Genomic DNA, 24,224 nt, shown 5'->3' with positions numbered 1-24,224 from the left:
AGAGATTTACTGTTGCGGACTGTCTGCATCTTCCGCGTCGAGTACCACTTCTTCAGGACGCAGCAGGCTGATCACTTTGAAAATCAGGCTCAGGCAGACACCAACGATGGTCGCCAACGCCATGCCTTTCAGCTCTGCGGCACCGATGTGAACTTTCGCACCACTCACGCCGATGATCAAAATAACCGACGTCAGGATCAGGTTCTGCGCCTTGTTATAGTCAACCTTTGACTCGATCAGTACGCGAATACCAGAAGCGCCAATCACGCCGTACAGCAGCAGCGATACGCCACCCATAACCGGCAGTGGAATGATTTGGATCGCTGCCGCCAGTTTACCCACGCAGGAGAGCAGAATGGCGAAAATTGCCGCGCCGCCGATAACCCAGGTACTGTAAACGCGGGTAATCGCCATTACGCCGATGTTTTCGCCGTACGTGGTGTTCGGCGTAGAGCCGAAGAAACCAGAAATCACCGTAGACAGACCGTTGGCAAACATCGAACGATGCAGGCCAGGATCGCGAATCAAATCTTTTTTCACGATATTCGCCGTCACCACCAGGTGTCCAACGTGTTCGGCGATGACCACCAGCGCCGCTGGCAGGATGGTCAGAATGGCAACCCACTCAAAACGCGGCGTGTAGAACGTCGGCAGTGCAAACCAGTGGGCCTGCGCAATCGGCGTAGTGTCCACAACGCCCATCACGAAGGAGAGCGCATAACCGGCCAACACCCCGATCAAAATCGGGATAATCGCCATAAAACCGCGGAACAGTACGGAACCAAAGACCGTTACCGCCAGCGTCACCATCGAGATGATGATGGTTTTCGAATCCGGCAATTGCCCTTCAGCAGGCAGTAACCCCGCCATACCCGCAGCAACGCCAGCCAGCTCCAGACCGATGACGGCAACGATTGCGCCCATCGCCGCAGGCGGGAACATCACATCCAGCCAGCCGGTACCGGCTTTCTTAACAATGAAAGAAACCAGGCAGAACAGGACGCCACACATAATGAAACCGCCCAGCGCCACTTCATACCCTAACGGCAGCAGTAACAGCACCGGGGAAATAAAGGCAAAGCTGGAACCCAGATACGCAGGGATCTTACCTTTGCAAATAAAGAGGTACAGCAACGTACCTATGCCGTTAAACAGCAGAACGGTAGCCGGGTTGATGTGGAACAGGACTGGCACCAGTACCGTTGCGCCAAACATGGCGAACAGGTGCTGCAAACTAAGCGGGATTGTCTGTAAAAGCGGCGGTCTTTCACTCACCCCGATAGCACGGCGCGTCATAGTGTTTTCCTCTGAGTGTTGTTTGTTATTAGCCATTGGGTTGTTTTATTCAAAAAAAAGCCGACTCTTAAAGTCGGCTTCTTTTCACTTATTCGTTTACTTAGTACCAAAAATCTTATCGCCGGCATCGCCGAGCCCCGGAATAATGTATCCGTGCTCATTCAGTCCCTGATCGATGGAGGCGGTGTACAACTCCACATCCGGGTGCGCTTTTTCCAGTGCCGCGATACCTTCCGGTGCAGCAACCAGGACCAGCACTTTAATGCTGGTGCAGCCTGCATTTTTCAGCAGGTCGATGGTGGCGATAACAGAGCCGCCGGTTGCCAGCATTGGGTCAACGATCAGCGCCATACGCTCATCGATGTTAGAAACCAGCTTCTGGAAGTACGGAACCGGCTCCAGCGTCTCTTCGTTACGGTACATACCGACCACGCTGATACGCGCGCTAGGAACGTTTTCCAGAACGCCTTCCATCATGCCCAGGCCCGCACGCAGGATTGGCACAACGGTGATTTTTTTTCCTTTGATTTGGTCAACTTCAACTGGGCCGTTCCAGCCTTCAATGGTCACCTTTTCGGTTTCCAGACCAGCGGTTGCTTCATAAGTCAGCAGACTGCCAACTTCCGAGGCGAGTTCACGAAAGCGTTTAGTGCTGATGTCGTTTTCACGCATCAATCCCAGCTTGTGTTTGACGAGTGGGTGTTTGACTTCCACGATCTTCATACTCTTCTCCTTTCCTCAGACGAGTGGCAACCACAAAAAAAATCGCCGGATTATACCGCTTTTCGTCTCTGGCGCAACACTGCATACGCTTGATATGGATCAACCAAAGTCATTTACGTCTGGATAATGAGTATAAAACAAGCCCCGCACCGATGGCGGGGCTAGCAGTCAACACTCTGAATTTTAAAGATATTCAGCATTGGTCTGGATGACGTTCTGATACCATGAAAAAGATTTTTTAGGTGAGCGAGTTAATGTCCCGCTACCGTCATTATTTTTATCGACATAGATAAACCCATAGCGTTTTTTCATCTCCCCTGTCCCGGCAGAGACTAAATCAATGCAGCCCCACGGGGTATATCCCATCAGATCCACACCATCCTCCACCACCGCTTTTTTCATCTCACGTATGTGGGCGGCAAGGTAGTCGATACGGTACTGGTCGTTAACTGTACCATCGTCCTCGCGCACATCAATGGCGCCAAATCCATTCTCCACAATAAATAGTGGCAGCTGATAATGATCCCAGAACCAGTTCAGTGAATAACGCAGGCCAACCGGATCAATCTGCCAGCCCCAGTCCGATTTCTGCACGTACGGGTTGGAAACCAGGCTTTTCGACTCGTCGTAATCCAGTTGTGGGTTGTCCGCCGTTGCCTGGGTCGCGAAAGACATATAATAGCTAAAGCCGATGTAATCAACGCAGCCCTCGGTAAGCACCTGACGGTCTTCCTCGGTGATATCCAGTTCAAAGCCACGACGGGCAAAGTAGTTGAGAAGATGCTGCGGGTATTTGCCGCGCACATGGACGTCGGTAAACCAGTAACGTCGGTGCATGGCATTCATCGCCATCATCATATTGTCTGGCGCGCAGGTCAGCGGATAGATAGGACACATGGCAATCATGCACCCTATCTGTAATTCCGGGTTAATCTCACGCGCGACCTTTACCGCCAGCGCGCTTGCCACCAGCTCATAGTGCGCCGCCTGGTACATGACCGGCTCGCGGTCTTCGCCGGGCTGGTATTTCAGCCCCGAGTTAGTAAAGGGCGCGAAATCTTCGTGATAATTTGCCTGGTTGTTAATCTCATTAAACGTCATCCAGTACTTCACTTTGTGCTGGTAACGGGTGAATACCACCCTGGCAAAACGGACAAAGAAATCGATAAGCTTGCGGTTGCGCCAGCCGCCGTACTCCGTCACCAGATGGTAAGGCATCTCAAAATGCGACAGCGTAATCACCGGTTCAATGCCATATTTCAGGCATTCATCAAACAGGTCATCATAGAACTGTAGGCCAGCCTCATTGGGTTGTTCTTCATCACCTAAGGGGAAAATACGCGTCCAGGCAATAGATGTGCGAAAACATTTAAAACCCATTTCGGCAAACAGCTTTATGTCGTCTTTATAGCGATGATAAAAATCGATGGCCTCGTGGTTAGGGTAATTTTTACCGGCAATCACACCATCGGTAATTTCACGCGTCACACCATGCGCTCCCGCGGTCATGACATCGGCAACGCTAATGCCTTTTCCGCCCTCCTGCCAGCCACCTTCCAGTTGATGAGCTGCTACGGCACCACCCCACATGAAATCTGCTTTAAATCCTGACATACCCTTCCCCTATCGTGATGACTCTGCGCAAAACGCTGTTGATGAGGTTTGCAACAGAAAACAGAAACCGGTTTCAGGACGATACTGTGCATTCGGCTAACAGGATTCAAGCACAAGACTGTACCCGGTTTCATTTTCGTGGTGCAGCTCAAACAAATAGATAAATGATTGTAAAATGCTGAAAAAATCAGCAGATAAAACTTGATGCAGAGCAGGCTCGCAAACGTTTGCTTTCCCTGTTAGAATTGCGCCGAATTTAACTTTTACTGCAAGTAAACATGTGGGGAAGCAGGCAGTGACCGATAAAACCTCTCTTAGCTACAAAGATGCCGGTGTTGATATTGATGCAGGTAATGCTCTGGTTGATCGAATCAAAGGCGTAGTAAAGAAAACGCGTCGTCCGGAAGTTATGGGTGGTCTGGGTGGCTTCGGTGCGCTGTGCGCATTGCCGCAAAAATATCGCGAACCGGTACTGGTTTCCGGCACTGATGGCGTTGGTACAAAACTGCGTCTGGCGATGGATCTGAAACGCCACGACACTATCGGCATTGACCTCGTCGCAATGTGCGTCAACGACCTCGTGGTTCAGGGCGCTGAGCCGCTGTTCTTCCTCGACTACTATGCGACCGGCAAACTGGACGTGGACACCGCAGCCAGCGTCATTAACGGGATTGCCGAAGGCTGCCTGCAGTCTGGCTGCGCGCTGGTCGGTGGGGAAACAGCTGAAATGCCGGGGATGTACCACGGCGAAGATTACGACGTGGCAGGTTTCTGCGTTGGCGTCGTCGAAAAATCAGAGATTATCGACGGTTCAAAAGTGGCTGACGGCGACGTACTGATTGCGCTCGGCTCCAGCGGCCCGCACTCCAACGGCTACTCTCTGGTACGTAAAATTGTAGAAGTCAGCGGTTGTGACCCAGAAACCACCGAGCTTGAAGGCAAGCCGCTGGCCGATCACTTACTGGCCCCTACCCGCATTTACGTGAAATCCATTCTGGAACTGATCGAGAAGGTTGATGTGCACGCCATTGCTCACCTGACCGGCGGCGGCTTCTGGGAAAATATTCCACGCGTTCTGCCAGACAACACGCAGGCAGTGATCGACGAATCTTCATGGCAGTGGCCAGCCGTCTTCAACTGGCTGCAAACGGCGGGTAACGTCAGCCAGCATGAGATGTATCGCACCTTTAACTGCGGTGTAGGTATGGTTATCGCCCTGCCAGCTCCGGAAGTGGACAAAGCCCTTGCTTTGCTCAATGAGAAAGGTGAAAACGCATGGAAAATCGGTATCATCAAAACGTCTGATTCCGAACAGCGTGTGGTCATTGAATGAAAAACATTGTGGTGCTCATTTCCGGCAACGGAAGCAATTTGCAGGCGATAATCGACGCCTGCGAACAGAAAAAAATCAATGGCACCATACGTGCAGTATTCAGTAACAAGGCCGATGCGTTCGGCCTTGAACGCGCACGCGAAGCGAATATTCCGGCACACTCGCTGGAAGCCGCCCAGTTTGCCAGTCGCGAAGCATTCGACCGCCAACTGATTCAAGAGATTGACGCCTATGCACCCGATGTCGTGGTGCTGGCCGGTTATATGCGCATCCTCAGCCCGGCGTTTGTCGCTCACTATGCTGAACGATTGCTGAATATCCACCCGTCTTTGTTGCCGAAATATCCCGGCCTGCACACGCACCGTCAGGTTCTGGAAAACGGCGATGAAGAGCATGGCACTTCCGTCCACTTCGTCACCGATGAACTGGACGGCGGACCGGTTATTCTCCAGGCCAAGGTTCCGGTATTTGAAGGCGACAGCGAAGATGATGTCACCGCACGAGTCCAGGCTCAGGAGCATACCATTTACCCACTGGTGGTAAGCTGGTTTACCGATGGTCGCCTGAAGATGCGTGATAACGCTGCATGGCTGGACGGCGTTCGTCTGCCGCCACAAGGCTACGCCGCCGACGAATAATAAAATTCAACCTGTAAGCCGGATCTCACCATCCGGTCTACAGGCATAACTACCTTTTCCGGTTAATACCACCGGTATTCATCTACACTCCCCCTTTCTCTTTGCTATCAGACGGTTTATTGTCATATTTTTCTGGCACAGTTGGACATCTGAGAGCAATGCTCGCCATAATAAATCGGTAGTGTCCCGTGAATGAAACGGAGTAAAAGTGGTAATGGGTCAGGAAAAGCTATACATCGAGAAAGAACTCAGCTGGTTAGCGTTCAACGAACGTGTACTCCAGGAAGCTGCTGATAAGTCAAACCCGTTGATCGAACGGATGCGTTTCTTAGGCATCTATTCCAATAACCTCGACGAGTTTTATAAGGTTCGTTTTGCCGAACTGAAGCGCCGAATCATTATTAGCGAAGAACAGGGTTCAAACTCTCACTCCCGCCATTTGTTAGGCAAAATCCAGGCCCGCGTATTAAAAGCCGATCAGGAATTTGACGGCCTGTACAACGAGTTGCTGTTGGAAATGGCGCGTAATCAGATTTTCTTAATCAACGAACGCCAGTTGTCGGTCAATCAGCAGAGCTGGTTGCGTCATTACTTCAAGCAATATCTTCGCCAGCACATCACGCCGATCCTGATTAACCGCGAGACGGATTTAGTCCAGTTTTTGAAAGATGACTACACCTATCTGGCGGTAGAAATTATCCGTGGTGATACGATCCGCTACGCGCTGCTGGAAATCCCTTCCGACAAGGTTCCCCGTTTTGTGAATCTACCGCCGGAAACCCCGCGCCGTCGCAAACCGATGATCCTGCTGGACAACATCTTACGTTACTGCCTTGACGACATTTTCAAAGGGTTCTTTGACTACGACGCACTGAACGCCTATTCGATGAAAATGACCCGTGACGCCGAATACGATTTGGTGCACGAGATGGAATCGAGCCTGATGGAGCTGATGTCATCCAGCCTGAAACAGCGTCTGACCGCAGAACCTGTACGTTTTGTCTATCAGCGTGACATGCCCAATGCACTGGTCGAAGTACTGCGTGAAAAACTGACGATTTCTCGCTACGACTCGATTGTTCCCGGCGGGCGTTACCATAACTTCAAAGACTTTATTAACTTCCCCAACGTTGGCAAAGCTAACCTGGTGAACAAACCGCTGCCGCGTCTGCGTCATATCTGGTTCGACAACGAGAAGTTTCGTAACGGCTTTGACGCCGTTCGTGAACGCGACGTGCTGCTGTATTACCCCTATCACACCTTTGAACACGTTCTTGAACTGTTGCGTCAGGCCTCTTTCGATCCGAGCGTGCTGGCAATAAAGATCAACATCTACCGTGTGGCAAAAGATTCACGCATCATAGATTCAATGATCCATGCCGCGCACAACGGTAAGAAAGTCACCGTGGTGGTAGAACTGCAGGCCCGCTTCGATGAAGAAGCCAACATCCATTGGGCCAAGCGTCTGACCGAAGCAGGCGTTCACGTTATCTTCTCCGCGCCTGGCCTGAAAATTCACGCCAAACTGTTCCTTATCTCGCGCAAAGAAGGTGATGAAGTCGTGCGCTATGCGCATATCGGGACGGGGAACTTCAACGAAAAAACGGCGCGCCTGTATACCGACTACTCGTTGCTGACCGCCGATTCGCGCATTACCAACGAAGTGCGTCGGGTGTTTAACTTCATCGAGAACCCGTATCGCCCGGTGACGTTCGATTATCTGCTGGTTTCCCCGCAGAACTCGCGACGTCTGCTGTACGCGATGATCGACAAAGAAATCGCCAACGCGCAGCAAGGGCAGCCTTCTGGTATCACGTTAAAACTGAATAACCTGGTCGATAAAGGTCTGGTTGACCGCCTCTATGCGGCCTCAAGCTCAGGCGTACCAGTCAATTTGTTGATTCGCGGAATGTGCTCACTCATCCCGAATCTGGAAGGTATTAGCGACAACATTCGCGTTATCAGCATCGTTGACCGCTATCTTGAACATGACCGGGTTTACATCTTCGAGAACGGGGGCGATAAGCAGGTGTATCTCTCCTCCGCTGACTGGATGACACGAAACATCGACTATCGTATCGAAGTTGCCACACCGCTTCTTGACCCACGCCTTAAGCAACGCGTGCTGGATATTATCGATATCCTGTTCAGCGACACGGTGAAAGCCCGCTTTATTGATAAAGAACTGAGTAATCGCTACGTACCGCGCGGAAACCGCCGTAAGGTTCAGTCACAATTGGCGATTTACGACTACATCAAATCACTCGAGCAACCTGACTAAAGATATGCCAATACACGACAAGACTCCACGGCCGCAGGAATTTGCTGCGGTCGACCTTGGTTCAAACAGTTTCCATATGGTCATTGCCCGCGTGGTTGATGGCGCAATGCAAATTATTGGGCGACTGAAACAACGCGTACATCTGGCGGATGGCCTCGGCGAAGATAACAAGCTGAGCGAAGAAGCAATGGAGCGCGGGCTAAGCTGTTTATCACTGTTCGCCGAACGTCTGCAGGGCTTTCCTCCATCAAGCGTATGCATCGTGGGAACCCATACTTTACGTCAGGCACTGAATGCGACTGATTTTCTCAAGCGAGCGGAAAAAGTCATCCCCTACCCGATTGAGATTATTTCCGGCAACGAAGAAGCCCGACTGATCTTTATGGGCGTGGAACACACTCAGCCGGAAAAAGGTCGCAAGCTGGTTATCGATATTGGCGGCGGCTCAACCGAATTAGTGATCGGCGAGGATTTCGAGCCTAAACTGGTCGAAAGTCGCCGTATGGGCTGCGTCAGTTTTGCTCAGATGTATTTCCCGGGCGGCGCGATCAGCCGGGAAAACTTCCAGCGTGCCCGCATGGCAGCAGCGCAAAAACTCGAAACCCTAACCTGGCAGTTTCGCATTCAGGGCTGGAACGTTGCGCTTGGCGCGTCGGGCACCATTAAAGCGGCACACGAAGTGCTGCTGGAGATGGGTGAAAAAGACGGTTTTATCACCCCCGAACGTCTGAACAAGCTGACATCTGAGGTGCTGAAACACGCGTCATTCGACGCGCTCAGCTTACCGGGGCTGTCAGAAGAACGAAAAGCGGTGTTTGTACCCGGACTCGCGATTCTGTGCGGCGTTTTTGACGCGTTGGCTATCCGCGAACTTCGCCTTTCTGATGGTGCACTACGTGAAGGCGTACTGTACGAGATGGAAGGACGTTTTCGCCACCAGGACGTTCGCAGCCGTACCGCCAGCAGTCTGGCGAATCAGTACAATATCGACAGCGAGCAGGCCCGGCGCGTGCTGGAAACAACGATGCAAATGTACGACCAGTGGCATACGCAGCAGCCAAAGCTGGCGAATCCCCAACTGGAAGCGTTACTGCGCTGGGCGGCGATGCTGCATGAGGTTGGGCTGAACATCAACCACAGCGGTTTACATCGCCACTCTGCATATATTCTGCAAAACAGCGATTTGCCGGGCTTCAATCAGGAACAACAGCTGATGATGGCAACCCTGGTTCGCTATCATCGTAAAGCGGTGAAACTGGACGACTTGCCCCGCTTTACGCTGTTCAAGAAAAAGCAGTTTCTGCCGTTAATTCAGCTGTTGCGCCTGGGTGTGCTGCTGAATAATCAGCGTCAGGCGACCACCACGCCGCCGACGCTGACCCTGATTACCGACGACAACCACTGGACTTTACGCTTCCCGCATGACTGGTTTAGCCAGAATGCGCTGGTACTGCTCGATCTGGAAAAAGAGCAGCAATACTGGGAAGCCGTAACCGGCTGGCGACTCAAAATTGAAGAAGAGAGCTCACCCGATATCGCCGCATAAGATCTCAGTAGGTGTCAGTTCGTCTGACGAACTGACACCTGTACTGAATCATTCCTGAACACCACCACGTATAAATACTCATTAAATTAAGTCTATCTTAAAATGCCTTGTAAAATAAATAATATAATGAATATTATATTGTTCTTTTGTTTTATATAAAATTCATACTGATTATTTACTTTATTATTTTCAAGCACGTCAATAATCGTTATTAACATTCATTCCAACAATAATCCCATAACAAATAAATCGCAAATATCCATACAACAAATCAATGGAACTCATCAAAAAGGAAATTTAAAATTGAATAAAACGTATAGCATTGTCTGGAGCACCGTACGCAACATGTACGTTGTAGCTTCAGAATTAGCGCGCAGTGGATGCAGAATTAAAACATCATCCATCATTAACACAGTGAATGATTTAAATAGTAAAGCAACACACAATGCTGCACTGTCTGGAATAAAAGCAATACCGACTCAGATAGCTTGCGCCGTCATCGCTGCCTTGATTTTTGCCAGCCCGGCCGCGCAGGCAGGTACCGACACCTATAATTCATTAACCAACTATACCCTTGGTTATATTGATGAACTCTCTCATGATATGACCACGGATGGTTCACCAGACTCTCTTATTTACTCTGATCCATTAAAAGGCTCTGCACTATACGTCGCAGGTGATCATTCGAACAAAACATCTGTAACAGGAGACCACCTGACCATTGAAACAACAGGGGGATTAGACGGAAATAGTCTTGGTAACGCTATCTTTGTAGAAAATAATGCAACCCTTCAGCTAACCAATTCAAGCATTTTATCAACTGGCATCTATAGCTCAGCAATTACTGCTCAAAATGATGGACATATATCACTAACAGACAGCACAGTGAGCATTGACGGGAGCAATTACGGTACGATCATCGCGGATAAAAATTCCGATATTTCACTAACCAACACGACGGTGAACGCAACTGGAGATAACGATGTCGTTGCGCAAAATACTAGCTCACTCACGGTAAATAGTGAGAGTACGATAACACTTGCAGAAGGTCAGGTACGCATCGTTAATATCGGCACGTTAAATATGTCCGATAGCACGGTAAGTTCCACAGGCATAGACAGTACCGTTCGGGGTTACAGAGAATCCACCCTGAAGCTGCAAAACTCAGCTATTACACATACCAATACCAAAGGGGCGGCAATTGAAGCTAGCAATGCCACAACGCTCGATATTACGGGCGATAAGGCTTCAATGGTGGTTAACTCTGCTGGTATCGGCGTTTATGGTATTGGCTCCGCCGTTAATATTGATGGCGCAACCATTAATGCAGAGAACGACGGTATTAAAATGACGAGCGTAGGCCAAAGCCCATTTTATGCCGATTTAACCTCTCTGAGCGTAAAAAATGCCACAGTGACGTCAGACACTGCGGCATTACATGTCGACAGCAATACCAAAATCACATCCCCCATCACGCTGACAGACGTCACGCTGACGGGTCCAACCGCCATCATGCTGGACAGCAAAACCACCGTTGAAGCCACAGACTCTACGCTTAACGGCGATGTTACGGCGGGAATGACATCTTCAACGCTGTCACTTAAAAATTCGACGCTAAATGGCAAAACAGATGCTGCTTTCGCCACACTATCGCTCGACGAAAACAGTCAGTGGAATCTGAACAACAAATCCTATCTGGGTACCCTAACCAGTAATGGAAAGATTGACCTGATCCAGAAGGAAGGTTCCACAGGGTCGATTTTGAACGTTGACAGTACCCTGACGTTGCAAGACCAGAGCCAACTGGCTATCACCATGGGTAACGCTTCCACAACACCGGTGATTAAAACCAGTAAGACGACGCTGGCAGGCGATCTGACGGTCAATGCAACGGCGACATTTGCTCCTGTAGATTCCGACAAAAACTTTAGCTCATTTGTTCTCATCGACTCCAGCAGCGCAATTAACGGCGATTTTGACAGTCTGACACTCAATGTTGGTACCCCTAGCCTTCCGGACTACCTCACGCTGAACGCCGGTATTGATGCGAAAGACAACACCAATTACGTTTTGAGTGAAGGATTAAGCTGGAATGCAGGCGCAAATTCTGCAAGTGAAGCTCATGGTACTTTCACTATTGCAGGCGATGACAGATTTGAAGTTGTGAGCGAACTGAGTGGCGTCAATGCCACAACCAACTGGGACGGTGAAACACTGACCAAAGAAGGTGACGGTACACTGATACTGAGTAATACCAACAACAATTATGGCGCGACTCAAATCAATGCCGGAACACTGGCCTCAAAAAATGCGGCAACGCTTGGTCGCGGTGATGTAACGATTAGCCAGGGTGCAACTTTACAGCTTAGCGCCGGTACGCTGGATAACACGCTTGTAGGTGAAGGCGTACTGAAAAAAGACGGTTCTGACAGCCTGACACTCACCGCTGATAACAGCGATTACAGTGGTGACATCGTTATCGCTGACGGTACGCTCATCGCTAATGAAACCAAATCGCTGGGAACAAGTAGCATTACCGATAACGGCGTACTTCAATTAGATTCAGGAACACTTAACAATCAGATCACGGGCACAGGCTCTCTGCTCAAAGACGGCAGTGGTTCGCTGGTAATGTCCAGTGACAACAGCTATAGCGGCGGCACGGTAATTAAAGATGGTGAAGTCACCGCAACCCATGTTAACGCACTCGGTAGTGGTGATGTTGATAACAGCGGTACGTTGTTACTAAATGCCGATGGTAAATTTGATATGGGAGGCGCACAGTTCGTCACTCATTCTGACGCCACAACAACGCTGGCTGCCGGTAGTACGCTAAATGTAAAAACATTCACACAGGAAACAGACAGCACTCTGAACATCGAGCTGGATGATTCAAGCAGTGAAGCTATTATCACCGCAGATGACGTTGCATTAGGGGGTTCACTCAATATCTCTGGTATCGGCAACATCAAAGACCCGTTAACCAATGATCCTTATACCTTTACGCTGATAGACGCGAATAATGATATCCAGGGTGATTTTGATGAACTCACCATTGCGGGTATGGAGCAAAAATCGGTCGATTTCCTCACCGTTGACGGCAAAATCAACGAGAACGATCAAAGCCAATATCTGCTGGCAACCTCCTTATCCTGGTATGCAGACCGCGATAATGCTGCAACTGATGCTCACGGAACCTTCACGCTAAGCGATCCTGACGGTAGCTTCACTCTCGGCACCGATCTTACTGATGTCAATGACACACTCAACGCATCAAGCACCACTGGCTGGGATGGTAAAACACTCACCAAAGAAGGCGGCGGTGAACTGATTCTTTCCGGTAATAACAGCTACAGCGGCGGCACTTTTATCAACGAAGGAACCCTTACCGCAACCAGTGAAAATGCGCTTGGCACGGGTCTGGTGGATAACAACTCCATTTTAGTTCTGGATACAGACGGTACGATAAACGCAACGGGGGGTATTACAACCCGAACCGATAGCACAACGGTACTGACCGCCGGAACGTCACTGAATCTTGGCCAGGGTAGTTTGATACAGGAAAGCGGTAGTACGCTCGATGTAGAACTTAACAGCAATTCAATCCAACCTTTAATTACGGGAAGCAATGCCGAGCTGGATGGTACGCTGCATGTGAATGATGTCACTCTGCAAGACCATGCCTCAGATAAAGACCTTAAGAGCTTTACTCTGATGGATATGGATAACGACATTAGTGGAAACTTTGCCCACCTGTCGATGAACATTATCGATAAACCCGACTACCTGACGGTAAGCGGAATGGTAAATCCTGACGACGCCTCACAGTACCTGCTTGCTGAAGATTTGAGTTGGAATGCAGGCGCAACCTCCGCGACAGCAGCGCATGGCAACTTTACCCTGGACTCCGGTAAAACCTTCGAAGTCACCAGCAGCCTGGCAGACCGGACCGGCAACAGCGACTGGGATGGTCAGTCATTAACCAAAATGGGCGCAGGAGAGCTAATCCTTAGCGGTAATAACACTTATAGTGGCACAACCGACATCCAGGAAGGAACTCTTTGGTTAGCGGGAACAGGCACTATTGGTGCTGTAGGCAGCCAACAAACCGTGAATATTGCCGCTGGAGCAACCTTCGGTGGCAGCAATGAAGCCGTAGTAAATGGCAATGTCGATAACAAAGGGACGCTTAATTTTGGTGATAGCGAAGAAACGAACGCCACGTTTTTCATTAATGGCGATCTCACCAACTCCGGCACCCTTGTTAGCGGAAGCAGCACCTACTTACCGGGCAATACATTGCACGTTGAGGGTAATTACATCGGTAACGAGGGTAGCCTCTATCTGAACACTGAATTGGGTGACGACAGTTCCGCCACCGATAAATTAGTTGTCACTGGCGATACATCCGGAAACACCACGCTGTATATACATGGTATTGGCAACCAAGGCGCACAAACCACCACCGGTATTGAAGTTGTCGATATTGGAGGCGAGTCCAATGGTGTCTTTAAGCAAGGCAACCAGGTTCAAGCTGGCCTGTATGAGTACCGATTATATAAAAATGAAAGTAATGGCGACTGGTATCTCAGTTCCCAAACTATTGCGCCCGTTGACCCGGATGATGGTAGCGATGTGACGCCTGTCGATCCGGATGATGGTAGCGACGTGACGCCTGTCGATCCGGATGATGGTAGCGACGTGACGCCTGTCGATCCGGATGATGGTAGCGACGTGACGCCGATCAATCCTGACAACGGCGGCAACACTACGCCACAATATCGCGCCGATATCGGTGCTTACCTGGGCAACCAGTGGATGGCACGCAGCCTACAAATGCAAACGCTGTATGACCGCGAAGGCAGTCAGTACCGTAGCGCGGATGGCAGCGTTTGGGCACATTTCAAAGCGGGTCAATCCGACTCACAGGCAGTAAGCGGCAATCTTGATTTAGACAGCAACTACTCCGAGTTCCAGTTAGGTGGGGATATTCTGGCATGGGATAATGGTCAACAAAGTCTGACCATTGGGGTGATGGCCAGCTATATCAACGCAGATACTGACAGTACAGGTAATCGCGGCGCAGATGGCAGCCAGTTCACCGCCAGCGGTAATGTTGATGGTTATAATCTCGGTGTGTATGCAACCTGGTTTGCCGATGCGCAAACCCACCGCGGTCTGTATATGGACAGTTGGTATCAGTACGGTATTTATAACAACAGCGTAGAAAACGGTGATGTCGGCTCCGAAGAGTATGATTCAACCGCCAATGCCATCTCACTGGAAACGGGTTACCGCTACGATATTTCCCTGAACAATGGTAATACCGTCAGTCTGACGCCACAGGCGCAAATTATCTGGCAGAACTATGATGCCGATAGCGTAACCGATAACAATGGCACCCGTATAGACGGTCAGAGCAGTGATAGCTGGACGACAAGAATGGGTCTTCGGGTTGACGGCAAGCTATATAAAGATAAATCGACTGTGATCCAGCCGTTTATGGAAGCAAACTGGCTACACACCAATGACGAAACCTCGGTGTCGTTTGACGGTACAGACGTGCAGCAAGATCTTCCGGCTAATAGAGCAGAGCTAAAAGTCGGTATTCAGGCAGATATAAACAAACAATGGAATGTTCGTGCTCAGATTAGCGGGCAGAAAGGCAGCAATGATTTCGGCGACATCAATGGTAGTCTGAATCTACGCTATAACTGGTAACATAAACCAACTGCCGGGTAGCGTCCTCCCTACCCGGCATTCTTCATCATGACCAAATTATTTCAGATAGCGGCTTTGGCTCGCCAATCAAATAGCCCTGTAAATAATCAATCCCCAGCGAAATCACCGCACTGCGTATTTCTTCGCTTTCGACGTACTCCGCAACCACCAGCATTCTTTTCATTCGCGCCAGATGGCAAATTGAGGCCACAATTTGGTAGTCGAGGCTGTTCGAAACGATATTGCGAATAAAGCTGCCATCAATTTTCAGGATATCGGCATTCACATTCTTCAGCCGCGCATAGCTGGCATATCCGGTACCAAAATCGTCAATCGCAATCTGACAGCCCAATGATTGCAGCTGCAACAACGTTGTCTGTGCCTGTTCCGCATTGGTCAAGGCATTGCTTTCCGTTACTTCAAAGATAAGTTGCCATGCTTCAACCTTGTACTTATTCAGTAACTGGTTGATGTCATTAGGAAGTCTGGCACGACATACCGATGTGGGTGACAAATTAATAGCAAACCGGTGAGCGGGAATTTTTTCCCGATTCTGTGCCATAAATTTCAGCGTATTTTCAATCACCCACAGATCGATACGGGATGCCAAACCAAACTCATGAGCTACCGGCAAGAAGCTATCAGGGGCGATAGTTTCACCGTCATCCCCCTCAAGCCGCAGCAGAATTTCGTGATAAACGTCGCCACGCACGCCAAAAATCGGCTGCGCCATCAGAAAAAAGCGATTGTTCTCCAGCGCCTGCTGAATACGGTTCATCATCGCAACCTTATCTTTCAGGTCGCGTTGCAGGTGCATCACACCACGCCGCTGCAGATTCTCTGGCGAATTGGTTGCCAGCGATAACTCAGCAATAGTACTTAACTCCCCCAGCAACAAATAGATGTGGTTAACAGGAGAACGGACATAGCAAAAGCTGATCCCAACCTGCGGTTGCAAAGGCATACCGTCCCAGATAAAACGAAACTGCTTAATATGCCTGTCCAGAGCTTCGATACGTTCCTGGTGCTGCTCAGTGTTAAGACGCAGGATTAAATCATTACCTGACAATTGATAGACATGCTCATCCTGTTCAAGCAACGGCGTTATCCACTGAGCCAGTTTTTGCTTGTACTGGATACGCAGCATAATGCCGTAATTTTTCACCAGCAACTCCATGCCCGGAACACCCAAAAAACAGAGCACTGACCATGGTGCTTTTTTCAAATCCCGGTTCAAAGCGCGCAAATTCGGAATATGCACCATGGGGTCAAAGAAGGCCAGACGATGGTTGCGCCGGGTAACAAACCGTTGACGTGTTGCCAGTACGGCAATGAAATTCACGATGAAGGAGAAAACCAGGTAACTCGACGAAGTAATGGCAAGCTGGGTATCGTAACCTGAATACCAGGGCATATAGCGCTGATAATAATGAATTGAGGTAATTAGTACGACAGACCATATCAGCGAAATAAATCTATAACCGTAACGCATTGCTCCCCAAAGCATGACTGGCAGCAACAGTGACAAGGTATAATTCGTACTGAATATTGAGCTTTGTTCATTTAGCGGCATACACAGCATTGCCATAAGCACGGTCAATATAATCAACCAGATCGCAAACTCTGTTTTAGTTACTTTGGTATCAAATTGCTGCTTTAATTGAGAAAAAAAACCTCTCACATGCAAGGGGTTGCGAATCGTTCGAATAATAAAATAGCACAGCGGTACACCTACAAGATTTCCAGCGAGTATGGCCTGATAGTTGATTAATGTGCCTGTGTTGAAGGGCATAACGCCCACCATGCCGGACTTGCTTTCATAAACACCCACAAATGCAGCAAACTGGAAGAGTATCAGAAACAGCGTAGCCGGACAGAACACCTGCCAGAACATACGTTGAAACATCAGGTGAGAATCCCCGTGGGAAACATTGTTTCGTCGGGGTGAAAATACTTTATATCCCCCCCAGCTAAGCACGATTGTAACTATAAAGTGCGAAATTATAGAGAGTGTTTCAAATAGCCCAACCTGCGGATATTTGTACCAGACAATGGAAATGATAATTCCTGGCAATGCTGCCCAGCCAAAAAAAAGCATCAGGCTAATCATCAGCGCTAACGGCAGGTAGAAAAGAATTACGGTCCCCGTACTAATATGGGCATAGGTGGTGGCAGTGCTCAATATAGGCAACAATAAAGAAGGCAAAATGAGAGGTAACGCCCACCATCTGTCTCTAATACCAATATAGTTTTTATTGAGTTTCATAGATGCTCAGTAGAATCCCACACATCCTGTAGGGGGGTATTCAGACAGGCATCCCACCTGACTTCAAAACGATAAAGTAAAATACATCACAATGATTCATCGATTTTAGTTGGCAGCAAAGGATGGTGCTTGATACATATCAAAAAAAACGCCCCTCATTCATCAATTATTACGCTTTTCATTATTTTTTATCGTTAATACATTATTCATGCAAATATTAATATTAATTTCCATAACATAAGGAGATAAAACAACTGAAGCAATTTTACATAAGGAAGAATTGACCATTCCCTCTCAGTGTGCCTTAATGTGAGTATCGCCCTCAGTTGGGTACACTACAAGGAACCTTTTGTGAGCCAGGTTACCAGCCTACGCAAACGACACCGATTTAACAGTCGCATGATCCGGATCGTACTGCTTATCAGCTTTATCTTCTTCTTCGGACGCTTCGTCTACTCCGCCATTGGTGCGTGGCATCACCACCAGGACAAAAAAGAATCTCAGCAGATCACTCAGCCGCAACAGACATCTCCAGCACAAACCGACGTACATTGATCGCTCGCGCCTGTGATATCCCCAGCATTAAGATTCCTTACCGGATGGCTAATCGCCTGACATTTAACCATCCGGTAAGGGATTTGAGTGACGAAACTTTACACACCTCTCCCACCACTCTCGCTGAATTATCGGATAATCGACCGTATTTTTCGCACAAATACACAATCTTTTCATTCCACTTCACCGCACCATTCGCGCTGATTTTTACGTTTCGGTTTAACGAACATAAAAAAGACAAACAGTGCTCAAATAAACGCTAATTAATATCATCAGCAAATATCACAGACGAAAATATTTATATTTCGCATGAAAATTAAAGAGTTATTTGAATTGTTACCATTTTTAAATACTACAGGGTAATACTATGAGTGGTTTTTTATTATTCCCGAAAATAAGAAGCGGCCTTGAGTGGATCGCCGGGCACAGCGATGCTGTCATTCAATTCGGCTGGAATATCGTTGCCGCCGTAATCTTATTGTTTGTCGGTAAATTTATCGCTCGTCTGCTCTCTCGTGGGCTGGAAAAGTTACTGCTTAAACGTAAAGTCGATAGAACCATCATTCAGTTCTTCACCGCGCTGGTACGTTACATCACCCTCGCCTTTTCCGTCGTTGCCGCATTAGGTCGCATCGGTATTGAAACATCCTCCATTATTGCTGTCATCGGTGCCGCCGGACTCGCTATTGGCCTCGCGCTACAAGGCTCGCTTTCCAACTTTGCCGCTGGTGTATTACTGGTTTCCCTGCGGCCTTTTCGCGCAGGGGAAGTGGTACAGATTGGTGCAGTTACCGGAACAGTAGAAAAGGTGCACATATTCTCCACCACCTTACTCACCGCGGATAGTAAAGAAGTTGTGATTCCAAACGGTAAGATCATCGCTGACAACATCATTAACTATTCCCGTCACCCTTTCCGCCGTATCGATCTGGTGATTGGCGTGGGCTACCAGAGCCGAATAGCAGACGTTAAGCGCGTGATTAACCATATTATCGAGCAGGACAGCCGCATAGATAAGCAACGTGGGGTAACCGTTCGTCTGGGCGAACTGGGCGCTTCAGCGCTGAATTTTTACGTCCGCGTGTGGGTGCCTAACGTTGAATACTGGAACACCTATTACGATCTGCTGGAAAATATCAAAGAGGCGCTGGACGCCAACCATATCGACCTACCCTATCCGCAGATGGATATTCGCGTTGAGAATGTCACATCTCCGCAGCAGCCTCAACTTCAACTGGTCGATTAGCGTACTTTCCTGCAGAGCATGCACCTGAAGTATTTACTGAAATGCGTGCAATAAAAAGCCCTCTGTAAATAGAGGGCTTTTTTTCATATTACCGGTTCAGAAACCGCTAACAGAAAGGGATATTATTCCCACTCAATCGTCGCTGGCGGCTTACCGCTGATGTCATACACCACGCGGGAAATACCGTTCACTTCGTTGATGATGCGGTTAGATACGCGGCCTAAGAAGTCATACGGCAGGTGCGCCCAGTGCGCAGTCATAAAGTCGATGGTTTCTACTGCACGCAGGGAAACAACCCAGTCGTACTTACGGCCATCGCCCATAACGCCAACGGAACGTACCGGCAGGAACACGGTGAACGCCTGGCTTACCTTGTTGTACAGGTCAGCTTTGTGCAGTTCTTCAATGAAGATAGCATCCGCGCGACGCAGCAGGTCGCAGTACTCTTTCTTCACTTCGCCAAGCACACGTACGCCCAGACCCGGTCCCGGGAACGGGTGACGGTACAGCATGTCGTACGGCAGGCCCAGCTCCAGACCAATCTTACGCACTTCGTCTTTGAACAGCTCACGCAGCGGCTCAACCAGACCCATCTTCATCTCTTTCGGCAAACCGCCCACGTTGTGGTGAGATTTGATAACGTGCGCTTTACCGGTGGCAGAAGCCGCGGATTCGATCACGTCAGGGTAAATGGTGCCCTGCGCCAGCCACTTAACGTCTTCCAGCTTCAGCGCTTCTTCATCAAATACTTCCACGAATACGCGGCCGATGATTTTACGTTTAGCTTCTGGATCGTTCTCGCCTTTCAGCGCGTCCAGGAAACGCTTTTCGCCTTCCACGTGAATGATGTTCAGGCCAAAGTGGTCGCCGAACATATCCATAACCTGCTGAGCTTCGTTGAGACGCAGCAGACCATTGTCAACGAACACACAGGTCAGGTTTTTGCCGATAGCACGGTGCAGCAACATCGCGGTGACGGAGGAGTCAACGCCGCCGGACAGACCGAGGATAACTTTATCATTGCCAACCTGCTCGCGAATGCGGGCAACGGCGTCATCGATAATTTTTGCCGGCGTCCACAGCGCTTCACACTGGCAGATGTCGCGCACAAAGCGCTCCAGCATGCGCATGCCCTGACGGGTGTGGGTAACTTCCGGGTGGAACTGCACGCCGTAGAAGCGTTTTTCTTCGTGCGCCATGATAGCGAACGGGCAGCTGTCGGTGCTGGCAACGGTCACGAAACCTTCCGGAATCGCAGTCACTTTGTCGCCGTGGCTCATCCACACGTCCAGCAGCGGTTTGCCGTCTGCGGTCAGAGAGTCTTCAATACCGCGGACAAGCGCGCTGTCGGTCTGAACTTCAACCTGCGCATAGCCGAATTCACGTTCGTTAGAACCTTCAACATGACCACCGAGCTGCATTGCCATGGTCTGCATGCCGTAGCACACGCCGAACACCGGTACGCCCGCATTGAAAACGTATTCCGGCGCACGCGGGCTGTTTTCTTCAGTGGTACTTTCCGGACCACCGGAAAGAATGATACCGCTTGGGTTGAATTCGCGAATTTGTGCTTCCGTAACATCCCATGCCCACAGTTCACAGTAGACGCCCAGTTCACGTACGCGACGTGCAACCAGCTGAGTGTACTGCGAGCCGAAATCGAGGATGAGAATGCGATGTTTATGAATATTGTCTGTCATTGACGCTAATTCCGAGGCAAGTGAAACAAATTCGCCCGGCATATAGCCGGGCGCGGAAACTTATCAGGAGCCCATGCGGTAGTTAGGGGACTCTTTGGTGATGGTCACATCGTGAACGTGACTTTCCTGAATACCCGCACCGCTGATGCGTACAAACTCTGCTTTCGTTCGCAGCGCGTCGATAGTACCACAGCCGGTCAGACCCATACAGGAGCGCAGGCCGCCCATCTGCTGGTGAATGATCTCTTTCAGGCGACCTTTATAGGCAACGCGACCTTCAATACCTTCCGGGACCAGTTTGTCAGCGGCGTTATCGCTCTGGAAGTAACGGTCAGAAGACCCTTTGGACATCGCGCCCAGAGAACCCATACCGCGGTAAGATTTGTAAGAACGGCCCTGGTACAGTTCGATTTCGCCCGGGGATTCTTCAGTACCCGCCAGCATGGAGCCAACCATCACTGCGGCAGCACCAGCAGCAATCGCTTTGGCGATGTCGCCGGAGAAACGAATACCGCCATCGGCGATAACCGGGATACCGGTGCCTTCCAGCGCTTCAACGGCATCAGAAACGGCGGTGATCTGCGGAACACCGACACCGGTAACGATACGGGTAGTACAGATGGAGCCAGGGCCGATACCCACTTTAACAGCGCTGCAGCCGGCTTCAGCCAGCGCGCGAGCACCTGCGCCCGTAGCAACGTTACCGCCGATGATCTGCAGGTCAGGATATTTAGCACGCGTTTCACGAATACGCTGCAGAACGCCTTCAGAGTGGCCGTGAGAGGAGTCAATCAGCAGGACGTCTACGCCAGCGGCAACCAGCGCGTCAACACGCTCTTCGTTACCTGCGCCAGCACCGACAGCTGCACCAACGCGCAGACGACCATGCTCGTCTTTACAGGCGTTAGGTTTACGTTCTGCTTTCTGGAAATCTTTAACGGTGATCATACCGAGCAGATGGAAGCTGTCATCAACAACCAGCGCTTTCTCAACGCGTTTTTCGTGCATTTTGGCAAAAACAACATCACGCGCTTCGCCTTCACGAACGGTCACCAGACGCTCTTTCGGGGTCATGTAGACGCTAACCGGCTGATTCAGGTCAGTCACAAAACGCACGTCACGACCAGTGATGATGCCGACCAGTTCATTATCTTCTGTCACCACCGGGTAGCCTGCAAAGCCGTTACGCTCGGTCAGTTCTTTCACTTCGCGCAGAGTAGTGGTTGGCAGTACGGTCTGTGGGTCAGTTACCACACCAGATTCGTGTTTCTTCACGCGGCGAACTTCTTCAGCCTGGCGCTCGATAGACATGTTTTTGTGGATAAAACCGATGCCGCCTTCCTGGGCCAGGGCAATCGCCAGGCGCGCTTCCGTCACGGTGTCCATTGCTGCGGAGAGCATAGGAATGTTCAGGCGAATGGTTTTCGTCAACTGCGTGCTGAGGTCAGCTGTATTCGGCAGAACGGTAGAATGAGCGGGAACGAGGAGGACGTCGTCAAACGTCAGGGCTTCTTTTGCGATACGTAGCATGGGCAATATCTCACCTGGGAGGTTATTAAATATTGCCGCGGCATTATACAGAGCGTAACCGATTGCATCCACACTTTTTTGCAAAAAAAACTTGCGCTCCTCTGTGAGCATGTTACTTTCGACTGAATAACTTGCTGATTTAGAATTTGATCCCGCTCACATGTTATCCTCTCAAACCACCTCAATTTTTACCGTAAGCCGCCTAAATCAGACGGTTCGTTTGCTGCTTGAGCAGGAAATGGGACAAGTTTGGATCAGCGGTGAAATCTCGAATTTCACTCAGCCGTCCTCTGGTCACTGGTATTTTACGCTCAAAGATGACACCGCCCAGGTACGCTGCGCGATGTTTCGCAATAGCAATCGTCGGGTAACGTTCCGCCCACAGCACGGTCAGCAGGTTCTGGTACGCGCCAACATTACGTTGTACGAACCGCGCGGCGACTACCAGATTATTGTTGAGAGCATGCAGCCAGCTGGCGAAGGCTTGTTGCAGCAAAAATATGAGCAACTCAAAACCAAACTGCAGGCTGAAGGGTTATTCGATCAGCAATACAAGCAACCGCTACCTTCACCAGCCCACTGCGTTGGGGTCATTACCTCGAAAACCGGGGCTGCGCTGCACGATATTCTCAACGTTCTGAAGCGTCGTGACCCATCCCTGCCCGTTATTATCTACCCGACCGCGGTCCAGGGCGACGATGCGCCAGGACAGATCGTTCGCGCCATTGAGCTGGCGAATGCGCGGGGCGAGTGCGATGTGCTTATCGTCGGGCGCGGCGGTGGTTCTCTGGAAGATTTGTGGAGTTTTAACGACGAACGCGTAGCGCGGGCAATCTTTGCCAGCCGCATTCCGGTAGTAAGCGCCGTCGGCCACGAAACAGATGTCACGATTGCCGATTTTATTGCAGATTTACGGGCGCCTACGCCATCAGCTGCAGCGGAAATTGTCAGCCGCAATCAACTGGAACTACTGCGTCAAATTCAGCATGGCCAGCAACGTCTGGAAATGGCGATGGACTACTGCATCGCCAACCGTACTCGTCGATTTACCCAACTTCATCACCGTTTGCAACAGCAACATCCGCAACTGCGTCTGGCCCGTCAGCAGACCGTGCTGGAACGACTGCGCCAGCGGATGAATTTCGCACTTGAGAATAAGATTAAGCAGGCCAATCAGCGCCAACAGCGCGTAAGCCAACGCCTGAGCCAGCAAAACCCACAGCCACGCATTTATCGGGCGCAAACCCGTATTCAGCAACTGGAGTACCGTCTGGCAGAGAATATCCGCGCGCGTTTAGGCGCACAGCGAGAACGCTTCGGTAATGTGGTGACGCATCTTGAAGCGGTGAGTCCTCTCTCTACACTCGCTCGTGGTTATAGCGTCACTACCGCGACGGACGGCAAAGTGCTGAAGCAGACCAAACAGGTAAAAACCGGGGATGTGCTCACTACCCGCCTGTCAGACGGTTGGGTAGAGAGCGAAGTGAAAAGCGTAACGGCGGCAAAGAAAACGCGTAAAAAAAAGCCGGATTAAACCGGCACAAATTCCACACGTTTCTTCGAAATCAGACCATGACCATTCTGACAGAAGTAATCCACCGCTCCGCAGGCTTTTAACACCTGGAGCGGCTGATGGCACTCCGGACAGCGCGCTTCTAACGGAATATCTTTTTTACAGTTTTCACAGTGTGCCACACCGTTTTGTAGTTCCAGTTCTGCGTGACAATCCGGGCAGGTCATCGACATGGTGACTCCTTTAAATAGCGTTCAATTCT

The 24,224-nt window shown here is 50.0% G+C and carries 15 protein-coding genes; 8 read left to right on the top strand and 7 right to left on the bottom strand.

The window, feature by feature from the left end; all coding sequences use genetic code 11:
• Positions 1 to 6: 6 nt before the first annotated feature.
• From uraA to OGY83_RS12150, 3 genes are all read right to left on the bottom strand, one after another.
• Positions 7 to 1,296 carry a uracil permease gene (uraA, locus tag OGY83_RS12160; protein ID WP_016157119.1) on the bottom strand — a complete coding sequence of 430 codons (1,290 nt, stop codon included), beginning with the start codon at positions 1,294 to 1,296 and terminating at the stop codon, positions 7 to 9.
• Positions 1,297 to 1,392: 96 nt separating this feature from the next.
• On the bottom strand, positions 1,393 to 2,019 hold the full coding sequence (gene upp / locus OGY83_RS12155) for a uracil phosphoribosyltransferase (protein WP_003835110.1): 627 nt from the start codon (positions 2,017 to 2,019) through the stop codon (positions 1,393 to 1,395).
• Between the two features lie 183 nt (positions 2,020 to 2,202).
• Positions 2,203 to 3,633 carry a 6-phospho-beta-glucosidase gene (locus OGY83_RS12150; protein WP_286635959.1) on the bottom strand — a complete coding sequence of 477 codons (1,431 nt, stop codon included), beginning with the start codon at positions 3,631 to 3,633 and terminating at the stop codon, positions 2,203 to 2,205.
• Between the two features lie 295 nt (positions 3,634 to 3,928).
• Between OGY83_RS12150 and purM the strand changes: the two genes are divergently transcribed.
• The 5 genes from purM (at position 3,929) to OGY83_RS12125 (ending at position 15,152) form a co-directional block, all read left to right on the top strand.
• Positions 3,929 to 4,966: a phosphoribosylformylglycinamidine cyclo-ligase gene (purM, locus tag OGY83_RS12145; protein WP_286635958.1), complete on the top strand. Its 1,038-nt coding sequence runs from the start codon at positions 3,929 to 3,931 to the stop codon at positions 4,964 to 4,966.
• Positions 4,963 to 5,604, top strand: a complete 642-nt coding sequence (gene purN, locus OGY83_RS12140; protein ID WP_003835118.1) for a phosphoribosylglycinamide formyltransferase — start codon at positions 4,963 to 4,965, stop codon at positions 5,602 to 5,604. The genes purM and purN overlap by 4 nt, the downstream gene beginning before the upstream one ends.
• A gap of 214 nt (positions 5,605 to 5,818) precedes the next feature.
• Positions 5,819 to 7,885, top strand: a complete 2,067-nt coding sequence (gene ppk1, locus OGY83_RS12135; RefSeq protein ID WP_003835119.1) for a polyphosphate kinase 1 — start codon at positions 5,819 to 5,821, stop codon at positions 7,883 to 7,885.
• Positions 7,886 to 7,889: 4 nt separating this feature from the next.
• The gene (gene ppx, locus OGY83_RS12130; protein WP_079939179.1) at positions 7,890 to 9,431 is read left to right on the top strand and encodes an exopolyphosphatase; all 1,542 of its coding nucleotides are present in this window, start codon (positions 7,890 to 7,892) and stop codon (positions 9,429 to 9,431) included.
• A gap of 303 nt (positions 9,432 to 9,734) precedes the next feature.
• Positions 9,735 to 15,152 (top strand): autotransporter outer membrane beta-barrel domain-containing protein, encoded by a 5,418-nt coding sequence (locus tag OGY83_RS12125; protein ID WP_286635957.1) that lies wholly within the window; start codon positions 9,735 to 9,737, stop codon positions 15,150 to 15,152.
• Between the two features lie 46 nt (positions 15,153 to 15,198).
• Here the strand turns inward: OGY83_RS12125 and OGY83_RS12120 are convergent, their stop codons facing one another.
• Positions 15,199 to 17,418, bottom strand: coding sequence for a bifunctional diguanylate cyclase/phosphodiesterase (locus OGY83_RS12120; RefSeq protein WP_286635956.1), 2,220 nt, complete (start codon positions 17,416 to 17,418; stop codon positions 15,199 to 15,201).
• A 351-nt stretch (positions 17,419 to 17,769) separates the two neighbouring features.
• Here OGY83_RS12120 and OGY83_RS12115 point away from each other — a divergent pair, with 351 nt between their 5' ends.
• Complete coding sequence (locus OGY83_RS12115; RefSeq protein ID WP_286635955.1) at positions 17,770 to 17,973, top strand: YfgG family protein; 204 nt, start codon at positions 17,770 to 17,772, stop codon at positions 17,971 to 17,973.
• A 367-nt stretch (positions 17,974 to 18,340) separates the two neighbouring features.
• Positions 18,341 to 19,219: a small-conductance mechanosensitive channel MscS gene (gene mscS / locus OGY83_RS12110; RefSeq protein ID WP_286635954.1), complete on the top strand. Its 879-nt coding sequence runs from the start codon at positions 18,341 to 18,343 to the stop codon at positions 19,217 to 19,219.
• A gap of 122 nt (positions 19,220 to 19,341) precedes the next feature.
• On the opposite strand, the gene guaA is transcribed toward mscS, so the two are convergent.
• Positions 19,342 to 20,919 carry a glutamine-hydrolyzing GMP synthase gene (gene guaA, locus OGY83_RS12105; protein ID WP_123267800.1) on the bottom strand — a complete coding sequence of 526 codons (1,578 nt, stop codon included), beginning with the start codon at positions 20,917 to 20,919 and terminating at the stop codon, positions 19,342 to 19,344.
• A gap of 63 nt (positions 20,920 to 20,982) precedes the next feature.
• The gene (gene guaB, locus OGY83_RS12100; protein WP_003037756.1) at positions 20,983 to 22,449 is read right to left on the bottom strand and encodes an IMP dehydrogenase; all 1,467 of its coding nucleotides are present in this window, start codon (positions 22,447 to 22,449) and stop codon (positions 20,983 to 20,985) included.
• Positions 22,450 to 22,609: 160 nt separating this feature from the next.
• On the opposite strand from guaB, the gene xseA reads away from it, so the two are divergent.
• Positions 22,610 to 23,983, top strand: a complete 1,374-nt coding sequence (xseA, locus tag OGY83_RS12095; protein WP_286635953.1) for an exodeoxyribonuclease VII large subunit — start codon at positions 22,610 to 22,612, stop codon at positions 23,981 to 23,983.
• On the opposite strand, the gene OGY83_RS12090 is transcribed toward xseA, so the two are convergent.
• Complete coding sequence (locus OGY83_RS12090; RefSeq protein WP_286635952.1) at positions 23,980 to 24,195, bottom strand: zinc ribbon domain-containing protein; 216 nt, start codon at positions 24,193 to 24,195, stop codon at positions 23,980 to 23,982. The two genes, xseA and OGY83_RS12090, sit on opposite strands and share 4 nt — an antisense overlap.
• Positions 24,196 to 24,224: the final 29 nt, after the last annotated feature.

Source organism: Citrobacter sp. Cpo090 (genome assembly GCF_030332665.1).
In the GTDB taxonomy this organism is placed as follows: Bacteria; Pseudomonadota; Gammaproteobacteria; order Enterobacterales; family Enterobacteriaceae; genus Citrobacter; species Citrobacter portucalensis.
This window is presented reverse-complemented; position numbering and strand designations above follow the sequence as displayed.

Coding starts and splice junctions, on each gene's coding strand:
- OGY83_RS12150 (WP_286635959.1), bottom strand. CDS start 3,633: ATGTCAGGATTTAAAGCAGATTTCATGTGGGGTGGTGCCGTAGCAGCT.
- guaB (WP_003037756.1), bottom strand. CDS start 22,449: ATGCTACGTATCGCAAAAGAAGCCCTGACGTTTGACGACGTCCTCCTC.
- upp (WP_003835110.1), bottom strand. CDS start 2,019: ATGAAGATCGTGGAAGTCAAACACCCACTCGTCAAACACAAGCTGGGA.
- OGY83_RS12090 (WP_286635952.1), bottom strand. CDS start 24,195: ATGTCGATGACCTGCCCGGATTGTCACGCAGAACTGGAACTACAAAAC.
- ppx (WP_079939179.1), top strand. CDS start 7,890: ATGCCAATACACGACAAGACTCCACGGCCGCAGGAATTTGCTGCGGTC.
- xseA (WP_286635953.1), top strand. CDS start 22,610: ATGTTATCCTCTCAAACCACCTCAATTTTTACCGTAAGCCGCCTAAAT.
- OGY83_RS12120 (WP_286635956.1), bottom strand. CDS start 17,418: ATGAAACTCAATAAAAACTATATTGGTATTAGAGACAGATGGTGGGCG.
- purN (WP_003835118.1), top strand. CDS start 4,963: ATGAAAAACATTGTGGTGCTCATTTCCGGCAACGGAAGCAATTTGCAG.
- uraA (WP_016157119.1), bottom strand. CDS start 1,296: ATGACGCGCCGTGCTATCGGGGTGAGTGAAAGACCGCCGCTTTTACAG.
- mscS (WP_286635954.1), top strand. CDS start 18,341: ATGAGTGGTTTTTTATTATTCCCGAAAATAAGAAGCGGCCTTGAGTGG.
- guaA (WP_123267800.1), bottom strand. CDS start 20,919: ATGACAGACAATATTCATAAACATCGCATTCTCATCCTCGATTTCGGC.
- ppk1 (WP_003835119.1), top strand. CDS start 5,819: ATGGGTCAGGAAAAGCTATACATCGAGAAAGAACTCAGCTGGTTAGCG.